General features: G+C 44.9%; 12 protein-coding genes and 3 pseudogenes. 8 read left to right on the forward strand and 7 right to left on the reverse strand.

The features are described 5' to 3' along the window. Nucleotides 1-51 precede the first annotated feature (51 nt). Genes BLO31_RS08510 through BLO31_RS08525 form a run of 5 tightly spaced genes read right to left on the reverse strand, consistent with a single transcriptional unit; the run spans nucleotide 52 to nucleotide 2,893 of the window. The gene (locus tag BLO31_RS08510; RefSeq protein WP_070964621.1) at nucleotides 52-1,995 is read right to left on the reverse strand and encodes a rolling circle replication-associated protein; all 1,944 of its coding nucleotides are present in this window, start codon (nucleotides 1,993-1,995) and stop codon (nucleotides 52-54) included. Nucleotides 1,996-2,013: 18 nt separating this feature from the next. Beyond that, nucleotides 2,014-2,205 carry a hypothetical protein gene (locus BLO31_RS08515; RefSeq protein ID WP_070964625.1) on the reverse strand — a complete coding sequence of 64 codons (192 nt, stop codon included), beginning with the start codon at nucleotides 2,203-2,205 and terminating at the stop codon, nucleotides 2,014-2,016. Further along, nucleotides 2,202-2,477 (reverse strand): hypothetical protein, encoded by a 276-nt coding sequence (locus BLO31_RS08520; RefSeq protein WP_070964628.1) that lies wholly within the window; start codon nucleotides 2,475-2,477, stop codon nucleotides 2,202-2,204. The genes BLO31_RS08515 and BLO31_RS08520 overlap by 4 nt, the downstream gene beginning before the upstream one ends. A gap of 2 nt (nucleotides 2,478-2,479) precedes the next feature. Next, nucleotides 2,480-2,650 carry a hypothetical protein gene (locus BLO31_RS23770; RefSeq protein ID WP_175443190.1) on the reverse strand — a complete coding sequence of 57 codons (171 nt, stop codon included), beginning with the start codon at nucleotides 2,648-2,650 and terminating at the stop codon, nucleotides 2,480-2,482. Between the two features lie 12 nt (nucleotides 2,651-2,662). After that, a complete protein-coding gene (locus tag BLO31_RS08525; protein WP_070964631.1) occupies nucleotides 2,663-2,893 on the reverse strand; it encodes a helix-turn-helix domain-containing protein in 231 nt (76 codons plus the stop codon). Between the two features lie 103 nt (nucleotides 2,894-2,996). Between BLO31_RS08525 and BLO31_RS08530 the strand changes: the two genes are divergently transcribed. The 5 genes and pseudogenes from BLO31_RS08530 to hemW all read left to right on the forward strand — a co-directional run bounded on the left by BLO31_RS08530 (nucleotide 2,997) and on the right by hemW (nucleotide 6,981). After that, the gene (locus BLO31_RS08530; protein ID WP_070964635.1) at nucleotides 2,997-3,653 is read left to right on the forward strand and encodes an XRE family transcriptional regulator; all 657 of its coding nucleotides are present in this window, start codon (nucleotides 2,997-2,999) and stop codon (nucleotides 3,651-3,653) included. Then, a pseudogene (locus BLO31_RS08535) lies at nucleotides 3,650-4,634 on the forward strand (phage integrase). Before BLO31_RS08530 ends, BLO31_RS08535 begins: the two are co-directional and overlap by 4 nt. Nucleotides 4,635-4,759: 125 nt before the next feature. After that, nucleotides 4,760-5,194, forward strand: coding sequence for a DUF4426 domain-containing protein (locus BLO31_RS08540; protein WP_070964640.1), 435 nt, complete (start codon nucleotides 4,760-4,762; stop codon nucleotides 5,192-5,194). 10 nt (nucleotides 5,195-5,204) lie between these two features. Then, nucleotides 5,205-5,801, forward strand: a complete 597-nt coding sequence (locus tag BLO31_RS08545; RefSeq protein ID WP_070964643.1) for an XTP/dITP diphosphatase — start codon at nucleotides 5,205-5,207, stop codon at nucleotides 5,799-5,801. A 10-nt stretch (nucleotides 5,802-5,811) separates the two neighbouring features. Beyond that, a complete protein-coding gene (gene hemW, locus BLO31_RS08550; RefSeq protein ID WP_070964646.1) occupies nucleotides 5,812-6,981 on the forward strand; it encodes a radical SAM family heme chaperone HemW in 1,170 nt (389 codons plus the stop codon). Between the two features lie 48 nt (nucleotides 6,982-7,029). Here hemW and glsB read toward each other — a convergent pair. Both glsB and trmB read right to left on the reverse strand, forming a co-directional pair. Then, a pseudogene (glsB, locus tag BLO31_RS08555) lies at nucleotides 7,030-7,948 on the reverse strand (glutaminase B). 125 nt (nucleotides 7,949-8,073) lie between these two features. Further along, the gene (gene trmB / locus BLO31_RS08560) at nucleotides 8,074-8,793 is read right to left on the reverse strand and encodes a tRNA (guanosine(46)-N7)-methyltransferase TrmB (RefSeq protein WP_070964648.1); all 720 of its coding nucleotides are present in this window, start codon (nucleotides 8,791-8,793) and stop codon (nucleotides 8,074-8,076) included. Between the two features lie 227 nt (nucleotides 8,794-9,020). On the opposite strand from trmB, the pseudogene mutY reads away from it, so the two are divergent. The 3 genes and pseudogenes from mutY (at nucleotide 9,021) to mltC (ending at nucleotide 11,549) form a co-directional block, all read left to right on the forward strand. Continuing rightward, nucleotides 9,021-10,084 (forward strand): annotated as a pseudogene (mutY, locus tag BLO31_RS08565) (A/G-specific adenine glycosylase). A gap of 9 nt (nucleotides 10,085-10,093) precedes the next feature. Beyond that, on the forward strand, nucleotides 10,094-10,366 hold the full coding sequence (locus tag BLO31_RS08570; RefSeq protein WP_070964650.1) for an oxidative damage protection protein: 273 nt from the start codon (nucleotides 10,094-10,096) through the stop codon (nucleotides 10,364-10,366). 46 nt (nucleotides 10,367-10,412) lie between these two features. Further along, nucleotides 10,413-11,549 (forward strand): membrane-bound lytic murein transglycosylase MltC, encoded by a 1,137-nt coding sequence (gene mltC, locus BLO31_RS08575; RefSeq protein WP_070964654.1) that lies wholly within the window; start codon nucleotides 10,413-10,415, stop codon nucleotides 11,547-11,549. Nucleotides 11,550-11,656 lie beyond the last annotated feature (107 nt).

The following is an 11,656-nucleotide window of genomic DNA, read 5'->3' on the forward strand; positions in this document are numbered from 1 at the left end:
TTGCCCCTGATTCCCATCGTTGGCGTGTTTGGTTAATGCAGATAGCGTTATTTAGTGCAACTGGTAATATTCTTGCGCTTCGCTAATGCTCTGATTTCTCAGTTCGTGGTAGATTTCTTCCGGCATCATTGGCGGCATATCTTGCGCCAACTGATTTGCCCACTCTGCTTGCCTAAGCTGCCAAGATTTAAACGCTTGCTTGTAGCGCTCTTTGGCCTCTAGGCGTATGTCATCAATGTAAAGGTCATCGGTTTGCATGCTCCAACCGCGCGCCCCCGCTGCCCACTCTAAAAACTGGTTTGCTTTCTGCTCGTAGTTGTCCCCCTCAAAGCTGATTGAGAACTGATTGAGCGAGCTAGCAAACACGCCGCGACTGTTAAGGCGCTCCTTTTCCGTCCAAATCTCTTCATCTAACAACTTAATCAGCCTGTTAAGCTTGACCACTGCGCCGATATTGCGCTTGTGCTTATTGATGTCGACGGCCTTTTTTAGCTCGGATTTTTTGTATTGCTTGCGGGAGATATTGCGCTTTATTGGCGCTTTCCACTGCTCCAAACGATAACCACACTCTTTGATGATTCCGGTTATGTTGTGCACATCAAAACTCGCTAACGCCTCCCAATCTGGGGCGCGGCTACAACGCGCAATGTTGTAGCGATTACCTTTAATCATGCCTTGGTCAGCATTGCCGCCTTTAGCGGCATAGCCCACCGCCTTAATTAAGTAACCCGCCGCCGCGTCTTTGTGCTTGATGCGCTCTAAGTGCGCCAAGCCATGCCCCCACAATCGTTCAATGCGCTTAGCCCACGCCTGAAAATGTTCAGGGGCAACTTGCCAGTTCAGCAAAATGTGAACGTGCGGGTTTGGTTGGCCGTGCTCGTTGGTGGGGCACTCTGCTACCCAGATATAATGAAAGTCTGCTTTACCACGCGCGGGTCCCACTAGCTCAGTCTTGCTTTTTCGACCCATTAGCGGAACAGGCTTGTAATGCCCTGACACCTTGACGTCATCACCCTCAAATTCGATATTGGCTTGCCCTGAAAGCTGACTTTGTTTGTAGCCAAAGCCTCGGTGATAGATGCGCTTCGCCGCATCCAGAAAGCGCGAAATTTCATTGCCTATGGTGATTTGTAGCGGAGAATACGCCGCCATATCATCAGACAGCGGGGAAAATTCATTCCCCTCTGACGTCAAGTGAACATTGGAATCAGTAGCAAACAGCTTGGCGCGCTGAAAATCATCAAACGTGAGCGTGAGAAACGTAGAAAATCCGCCATGACACGCTGCCACATAAGCACCTGATTCAAATATCTTCTTAACCGCCGCGTTTGATAGTTGGTGTGTGTAACGCTCACCCGTTTGCGCTTGCGGTGCTTCACTTGGGCTTGGGTGGTAAGTGACTTGCAATTTCACTTGATTTGACCAATCGCGTTTTAACAAATAAGCGCGGCTCATCCCTTTGTGTGGGATGTAGTCCAATCGCTTGCGCTCACTATCTCGCACCCATCCGGTTTGTGGGGCTGCTTGCTCCACGCCATAGCATTGCGGCTCAACATAAACACTTTCTGTCTTTGTGCGCGGTTTCAGGCGACGTGAGCGGGTGATAAAGCGGTATAAGTGCTTATGTTTATCGTGTCGGACTTTGCCGCCCTTAGACAAGCCTAGTTTCTCCACGCCTACGGCGTGCGCTTCGCGCCTAGGTTCTTTGAAATATTGAGGCGTGATTAACGTGAGTTTTCCATCTTGAACTAACTGCCAAATCTCAGCTTGTTCTTTGGTTTTTAGAGAATGGATTTGCTCAGCTGCGCGCAACTTATTTTGCTCGCTTTGCAACCAGTCAGAATTTGGAGCACTAAAAAAACCGCTCTCGATGGCGGCTATATTCTTTTCTGTTGTCGCAACGTCTTGCGCTAAGGCCGTTATGTAACCCACATCTTGCGGGCTTAAAATATTGGTTAGCTTTCGCTCGCCTTGTTGTTCATATAAGTGATTCATCATGTCACCAGTGACGGGCTATAGATTCTCTAAAGATACGTACTTACCTGACGTAACATCACGTAAGGTGTTAAAGGTTAAATGTCTATGCTCACAACACGCTTTTGCTAGCATTTGGAACTCACTTTCTCTCTCTTGTGGGATCCATAAAGTGACCTTTTTTAGCCCTTTTGCTTTCTTGGCTGCTTCGTACTTAGCATTGCGACTCATTGAGGCTCTCCATTACTAACAGTACCCCAAGGCTCCACACACCCGACCGCCGTGCATGTATAGCTCATCGGCTTCGACTGAGACTTAATGCGTTTTTTGATACCGTGCTTTTCACGTAACTTTTGAAGCAGAAAGCGTGAGCGCTCTAGCTTCTTAGGGTCTGGGCTTGTCATGCCTTCCATGTCTGGACAGGGCTTGTGAATAGGAGATGACGGCTTGATGTAGTTCGCACCGTCATAGATTGATTTTGATGGCGTGTAGTTAACGTCCATATCTACACCTCTAAGCCTTTTAGGACGTTCATTGCTTCTAGCGCTTGATTTCGAACATGTAACCAAAAGCACGAACCTGTCTGATTTGTTTTTCGGCTGGCGTAATCAAAAAGCTCTTTTGCCTCAGCGTAAGTGTTTACGTCTAGGTTGATTGAGTGAACTGGCGTTTCCATGCATTACCCCCATTAAAAAGTTCTAAAGAAGTTATCCTTTGCTTGCTCATCAGCATCCACTTGAGCGTGCTCCCAGAGCGCGAGCATATTGATATAAACCTTCTTCTCGCCGCGCTTCTTTTTTTTGGCTGGCAACTTCCCCTCGTGCACCATATTTCGCACCGCTTGAGGTGTAATTCCCCATCGGCGCGCGAATTCTTCGACAGGTAAATAGGGCATATCTAGCTGCATTGGTGTATTCATGCTATCTTTCCTTTACATTCAAACGCATTCAAATGCTTTTGTATCCGATATTTTCCAATACTGACACACATATAATCCATTATCAAACCGATAGAGGTTCAAAATGAAAGGTGACATTACTTTTTCTAATAGGTTGAATCAGATTAAAGGTGAACTATCCGGCCGAAAGTTCGCAGACAAATGTGGCGTATCACACACCGTTATGGGGCGATACTTAAGTGGTGACACTTCCCCGACTCTGGATGCATTGATAAAAATTTCTCGTGCAAACAATGTAAACATCGACTGGCTAGCGGGTGCGGACAATGTGTCTTTTGAAAACGCACGTTTTTTAAATGTCACGGATTTTGAAACTATTCCCATTTATTCAGCAGAAGCTAGTGCGGGTTGTGGTTGTTTTATTGATGAAGATTCAGTTGTTGGAGAGCACTTGATACTGGTGGAAGATTTAAAGCGTTTAGGGATTAAAAAAGATGACGCATGTGCAATCAAAGCTCGTGGTGATTCCATGCTACCTACATTAATGGATGGTGACTTATTGGTGGTAGACGCACGTGAACAAGTAGGAGTTTATGATGGTGTTTACGCTATTTCTATTGATAACCAATTGCTAGTTAAACGTCTACGCTATGACATACCTAGTCAGGGCTACCACATTATTAGCGACAACCCAGAGCATGATAACTTTTTGCTTCCAAGAGAAGAACTAAGCCGCCTCAGGGTTAACGGTCGAGTTAGACAGGTAGTAAAAAACCTATGAGCATTAAAAAACAGGGTGATAAGTACCTTGTTGACGTTCGCCCACAAGGTAGAGACGGCAAACGATATCGCCGCAAATTTGATACAAAATATGAGGCAAGTCAGTACGAAAAACACGTGCTCGCTACGGCTCATAATAAAGACTGGTTAGAAAAACCCGCAGACCGTAGGGCGTTAAGTGAGTTAATAGACTTGTGGTGGAAATATGAAGGGCAAAGCAAGAAAACAGCCCCAACATACCACCGGATACTAAAACAAATTGATATTGAGCTAGGCAAGCCCAAAGCGCACCAAATCACCCACAAAATGCTAGCTGAGTATCGCGCCTATCATCTCGACAACAACAAAGCCATGACCACATTTAACCGAAAGGTTATGTGCCTAAGTAATGTATTTACCGTTCTAATAGAGGCGCAACAGTACAACGGCACTCATCCGACAAAAGGCTTTAAAATAAAACGACCTAGAGCAAGAGAAATGCAGTTCTTATCTCACCTAGAGATAGAAACGTTACTTTCTTCGCTGTCTGGTGACGCTTTAAAAGTTGCTAAATTATGCCTAGCGACAGGTGCAAGATGGGGAGAGGCAGAGGGATTGAAAGGCAGTCAGTTGGTCAATGGTCGCGTTACTTTCGTTGATACTAAAAACGGCAGAAATAGAACCGTACCCATAGACAATGACCTTGAGATAGAAATTCATACAGGCGGGAACGGTAGATTATTCTCCGAGTGCTACAATGACTTTTACTCAATTCAAAAACGATGCGATTTTGGATTACCAAAGGGGCAGGCCTCCCATGTTTTAAGGCATACCTTTGCAAGTCATTTTATGATGAATGGTGGTAATATCCTTGCCTTACAAAAAATACTTGGACACTCGACCATTCAGCAAACAATGACCTATGCGCACCTTGCACCGGATTACTTGCAAGATGCGGTTAGATTCAACCCATTGAAGAGATCCACAAAATGACCACAATTAGTGTCCACAACCAAACATATGTAAATATAAACAGTATCACAAAACCTTTAAAGTAAAGGAAAGTGGCTATTTTACTAGTTTAATCAAGCCCTCCTATGATGGCTTCAACTTTATGAGACATTAGATATGAAAAATTGCTGGTTTATTCTAGTGCTAACGGCGCTGTTTTCCTTGCCAGTGTCTGCTGAGCAGTATCAAAGGATTAAAGATGTGGAAGTCCACTATTCCGCCTTTAATTCAACCTTTCTTACTCCTAAAGTAGCGCGAAGTTACAAACTGAAACGCAACGGTTATTCTGCCGTTTTAAATATCAGCGTGCTAGATACCTATCAGCCGGGAAAAGCTGCAACTTCTGCGGTGATTCAAGGCAGCGTTAAAAATCTACTCGGACAGACTAGAAAACTCACATTCAGACAAGTAATGGAGGGCAGTGCCATCTATTACATCACCGAATTTCCGATTTCAGATGAAGAGCAACTGACGTTTACTATCGATGTAGATGCGGGCTTAAAAGGAAAAGGAAAAATTAATTTCACCCAAAAATTTTACGTTGAAGAATAAAGAGAGCACCATGAAAAAGCTTGTACTGGCTACGGGTAACCAAGGCAAAGTCAAAGAGATGGCGAGTTTGATCGCTGAGTTTGGATTTGATGTGGTCGCGCAAAGCGAATATCAGGTGTCGGAAGTGGCAGAAACGGGCACCACTTTTATTGAAAACGCCATTATTAAAGCACGACACGCCGCAAAAGAAACCGGTTTGCCTGCCATTGCAGATGACTCAGGATTGGAAGTAGATTACCTAAAAGGCGCTCCGGGCATATATTCAGCTCGTTATGCTGGAGAAGAGGCAACCGATCAGAAAAACCTAGATAAATTACTATCTGAAATGGAAGGCGTACCATTAAAGGAGCGCACTGCGCGATTCCATTGTGTACTGGTTTATATGCGCCATGCCGACGATCCAACTCCCATTGTATGTCACGGTCAATGGGAAGGCAGCATTCTGACCAAGCCCGCCGGTGAAAATGGTTTCGGCTATGACCCAGTGTTTTATGTTCCAGAAGACCAGTGTGCCTCTGCAGAGCTCTCTCCCGAGCGAAAAAAGCAATTGTCACATCGCGGCAAAGCGTTAACCCAACTTTTTAACGCACTTTCAGATCAAGCATAAGAGTACCATCATGTTAAAACCACCAGCACTTAGCTTGTATGTACACATCCCATGGTGTGTACAGAAGTGCCCCTATTGTGATTTTAACTCACACGCCCTTAAGGCTGAGATCCCAGAACGAGAATACATCGCTGCGCTACTTGAAGATCTGGACACAGATATTGAAAAATACCGACTTAATGAGAACAAGCGCGCGCTTCACTCCATTTTTATTGGTGGGGGTACACCAAGTCTGATTTCCGCCGAAGGCATTAGTGATTTATTGTCCGGTATTGAAAGGAGAATCCCTTTTTCTGACAACATTGAAGTCACAATGGAAGCCAATCCAGGCACTGTCGAGACAGAGCGTTTTATCGGCTATCGCAAAGCGGGAGTTACCCGAATTTCAATTGGGGTACAAAGCTTTGAAGCGGAGAAACTAGAAAAACTGGGTCGTATCCATGACAAAGACGAAGCCATCAATGCCGCTAAGCTCGCTCACCAAATTGGGCTAAACAGCTTTAACCTCGATCTAATGCATGGCTTGCCGGATCAAAGTATTGATCAAGCGCTGTCGGATTTGGATCAAGCTATCGCACTGAACCCACCACACTTATCGTGGTATCAGTTAACGATAGAACCCAATACCATGTTTTATTACAAGCCACCTACGCTTCCGGATGATGATGACTTGTGGGACATTTTCGATTTAGGTCATCAAAAATTGACCGAGGCGGGATATGTTCAATATGAAATTTCAGGCTACAGTAAGCCAGAGTATCAGTGTCAACACAATTTAAACTACTGGCGTTACGGCGACTATTTAGGGATAGGATGCGGGTCTCATGGCAAGCTTAGTTTTGCCGATGGGCGTATTATACGCACCACGAAAGTCAAACACCCTCGCGGCTATCTCGCCGCCTATCAAAACATGGTGAAGCCATATACTTCAGACGAACAAGAAGTGGCGTTGCAAGACCGACCATTTGAGTTTTTTATGAACCGTTTCCGTCTGATTGAAGCCTGTCCAAAGCAGGATTTTATCGATACCACGGGGCTAGAACTCACCGCAATAGAGCCTACGATTAACTGGGCCATTGATAAAGGTTATCTGAGTCAATCAAAAACTCATTGGCAGATCACGCAAAAGGGTAAGCTCTTTCTCAATGATCTCTTAGAAGCATTTATGGCCGAAGAGTAGTAGCAAGCCCCAACACACATTCGCTGGGGCCTTTACCTCTAAACAAAGTCAGAAGATTGAGCGTCCGATTCGCTCTGCGAGCAACTCTAGCGCCTTAGTACCGGCCAACGAATTGCCAGAAGCATCGAGTTCTGGCGACCATACCGCTATAGTCATCTCTCCCGGAACAACCGCAATAATCCCACCACCAACACCAGACTTGCCAGGCATTCCTACGCGATAGGCAAACTCGCCAGCACCATCATATAAGCCACACGTCGCCAACAAGGCGTTTAGCTGCTTCGTTTGCACTGGCGTAATGATCGCTTTACCTGTTTGCACACTGACCCCTTTGTTTGATAAGTAGCTAAAGGTTTTTGCTAAATCTACACAGCTCATTTTGAGGGCACAGGCGTGAAAGTAGTTATTCAGCACTGGGATCACTTCATTCTCAAAGTTACCAAAGGATCGCATCAGATAAGCAATCGCCGCATTGCGATCGCTGTGGAGCATTTCGGAAGCCGCAACCACTTTGTCGTAGCAGATATGAGTATCTCCTGACAGTTGACGTACAAACTCAAGCAGCCTTTGCCTAGGAGCAGACAACCGACTATTCAAAAGGTCGGCAACCACTATCGCCCCTGCATTGATAAATGGGTTGCGAGGTATGCCCTGCTCCATCTCAAGTTGAATAAGAGAATTGAACGCTTGCCCTGAAGGCTCTTTTCCTACGCGCTGCCATATCTCGTCTGGGCGATAAAGCACATCGCCAGTGTTAGGCTTAGCGCCTTAGAAATAGATTGAATAGAAAAGGCTTCATCCGCATCGCCCGCTTGGATCACCTCTCCTTGGTTGGTGAACACGGCAATGCCAAGTTTATCAGCCGGCACTTTGCTAATGCCGGAATATAGTTGGCAACATGGCCTTGCCCAATTAGAGGGCGAACCTCGTTGAGGATCTCTGTCAGGATCGCTTTTGTCGGCTTCATATAGCACCTATTTACAAAGGCTTATAGTTATTATCCAGAGCGAATTACACGCTTGGCATGAAGTTGTAGGGTCAAAAAAGCCAACAGCACGCTGTTGGCTTTGGACATTAAGTTAAAATGATGATTTAAGCGGTACGCTTAAACTTAATATCCCATACACCGTGGCCTAAACGGTGGCCGCGGGCTTCAAACTTTGTCAATGGACGTTCATCAGGACGAGGAACAAAATCGCCCTCTACGGCTATGTTGGCAAAGTTTGGCGCTTGATTCATCACTTCAATCATGTGCTCTGCGTAATTTTCCCAATCCGTTGCCATATGGAAAATACCTTCTTCCACCTTGAGTTTCTCGCGTACCATTTCAGCAAAATCTAACTGTACAATACGGCGTTTGTGGTGACGTTTCTTGTGCCACGGGTCTGGGAAAAAAAGTTGTAGTGTAGACAAGCTGCTATCTGGGATCATATTGGCGAATACTTCAACAGCGTCGTGACACATCACTCGAAGGTTAGTCACACCTTCTTCACGTGCCGAAGCCAAGCAAGCACCCACACCAGGGCTGTGTACTTCAATGCCGATAAAGTTTTTCTCCGGTGCATTCTTAGCCATTTCGACCAATGAAGCGCCCATACCAAAACCGATTTCTAAAACAACAGGGTTGTCATTGCCAAACACGTGCTGCCAGTTTAATAGCTCTTCTTTATAGTCGATACCCATGGTCGGCCAGCACTCTTTCATCGCTGACTCCTGACCTTTAGTCAGACGTCCCTCACGTCGCACAAAGCTGCGTACTTTGCGGATCAGTTTGCCATCTTCATTGTATTCGTTGGTGGTTACTTCACTCATTCGGTTAGCCTGTATAAAAATTGGTCTCGACTTAAAGGGATTGTGATTATCCAAAGAAATGCAGCAGGTGCAAGTAATAAATCACAATATACCCAAGTATTCTTCTGTTGCTCCAAGGCGAGAGCAAACCGAAAAATACCCTCACTAATTATCGGTTGTACTTTGTCCTATATCTGTGGTGCAATTTTAAACCACTACAACAAAGAAAACCAAAGATTGAGCAAGTCGTGACCCCTTTTGCATCCGCCATTTTAGATTGGTATGAGAACTACGGAAGAAAAGATCTTCCTTGGCAACAAGATAAGAACGCCTATCGAGTATGGCTATCGGAAATTATGCTGCAGCAAACCCAAGTGACTACTGTGATTCCATACTATCAAAGATTTCTGGAGAGATTTCCCACCGTTTTAGAACTGGCGCACGCGCAGCAAGAGAGGTACTACATCTATGGACCGGCCTAGGATACTACGCAAGAGCGAGGAACTTGCACAAAGCCGCAAAAACCGTCGCTTCACAATATAATGGCGAGTTTCCCACTTCTCTAGAAGAGATGAATGCCCTTCCCGGAGTTGGACGCTCAACAGCCGCGGCAGTACTCTCTTCCGTTTATAAAAAACCTCACGCTATCTTGGATGGCAATGTAAAAAGAACACTTGCACGGGCCTTTGCCATCGACGGCTGGCCTGGGAAAAAGACCGTTGAAAATCAATTGTGGGAAATCGCTGACACACACACTCCCAGCACGAACGTAGATAAATACAATCAAGCCATGATGGATATGGGTGCCATGGTCTGTACTAGAAGCAAACCAAAATGTTCGCTTTGTCCCGTCGAGTCCATGTGCGTATCTAAATCCAATGGTAATCCTCTCGACTATCCCGGCAAAAAGCCAAAGAAAGAGAAGCCAATCAAAAGTACTTGGTTTGTTATGCTTCATTACCAAGGTGAAGTTTGGCTAGAGCAAAGGCCGCAAACGGGAATTTGGGGGGGACTGTTTTGCTTTCCTCAAAATGAACAAGCCACTATCGACCATAAACTGGATTCAATGGGCATTAAAACCAAAGATATTAAAAAGTCAGAAACGCTAATCGCTTTCCGACATACTTTTAGCCATTACCACCTCGATATCACTCCAATTTTGGTTGATTTGTCAAAGCAACCTAATGTGGTAATGGAAGCAGACAAAGGTCTTTGGTATAACTTAACGCAACCCGAAGTTATAGGTTTAGCTGCTCCGGTCAAGCAATTGCTGGAAAGCCTGCCTTCTGAGCTTCGAACTTTATCGAATTAAGGAGTCATTATGAGCCGCACTGTTTTTTGTGCTCGACTAAAAAAAGACGCTGAAGGGTTGGATTTTCAGCTTTATCCCGGAGACTTAGGTAAACGTATCTTCGACAATATCTCTAAACAAGCCTGGGCAGAGTGGCAACACAAGCAAACCATGCTTATCAACGAGAAGAAGCTCAATATGATGGACCCAGAGCATCGAAAATTACTGGAAACAGAAATGGTTAACTTCTTGTTTGAAGGTAAAGAGGTTCATATCGAAGGTTACACGCCGCCGAGCGAATAATTCAATGTATGGCACCGTTTCGGTGCCATTTCTCTATGGGGAGTCTATGAAAGCGTTGATCTGTTGTCTGGTTGCTTTTGCGTTAGTAGGGTGCAGCCGAGAGTTTATTGAAAGTATTTACGAAATTGATTACGAACCCACAAACCGTTTTGCCAAAAACTTGGCAGGGTTACCGGGCCAGTTTGAAAAAGATACCGCCGCTTTAGACGCACTGATAAATGGCTTTGCCGGAAACATCGAAAAACGATGGGGTAAAAAAGAGCTTAAGTACGCAGGTAAAGCCAACTACGTAAAATACATAGACAACTACCTCAGCCGGACGGAAGTCAACTTTTCAAAAGGTACTATTATTGTCGAAACGGTTTCGCCAACAGATCCTAAAGCTCATCTTAAAAATGCCATTGTGACGACACTTTTGACTCCTGATGACCCTGCAAATGTCGACTTGTTCTCTTCAAAAGACATTACCCTTGAGGGACAACCTTTTCTTTATCGTCAAGTGGTCGACCAGGACCATAAACCCATTCAATGGAGCTGGAGAGCCAATCGCTTTGCAGATTATTTGATAGCCCATAAGTTGAAGGTTAAAAACGTCGACTTTAAAAAAGCCTATTACGTAGAAATCCCTATGGTCGAAGACCAAGTAGAGATTCGAAGTTACAAATACGCTGACATTGTTCGTCGTGCATCCAAAAAATACGATATTCCTGAAGATTTAATCTACGCCATCATAAAAACGGAAAGCAGCTTCAACCCCTATGCTGTTAGCTGGGCTAATGCGTATGGCTTGATGCAAGTTGTCCCTAAAACCGCTGGTAAAGACGTGTTTAAACTCGTGAAAAAACGTTCTGGTCAACCAAGCCCCGAATACCTTTTCAACCCAGAGAACAACATAGATACGGGAGTGGCATATTTCTACATACTCAAGAATCGTTACCTACGCGATGTCAAACATCCCAAGTCACTTGAGTACAGTATGATCTCAGCTTATAACGGTGGTACTGGAGGTGTACTCAACACCTTTGATCGCAAAGACCGAAAACGCGCAATGCGCGATTTAAACTCCTTACAACCCAACCAAGTTTATTGGGCTCTAACCAAAAAACATCCAAACTCAGAAGCGAGGCGTTACCTCGAAAAAGTTACAAAATTCAAAAAGGATTTTAACTCTGGTAAAACTTAATCGGTTAATTTGCCTAAATTCGCAGCACTTAACTAGTTTTTTGCATTTTTTTCTAAAAACAAGTTGACGCAGAGGCAGAAAATCCGTTTAATAGCGCTCCGTTGCCC

This window comes from Vibrio sonorensis (assembly GCF_001854765.1).
In the GTDB taxonomy this organism is placed as follows: Bacteria; Pseudomonadota; Gammaproteobacteria; order Enterobacterales; family Vibrionaceae; genus Vibrio; species Vibrio sonorensis.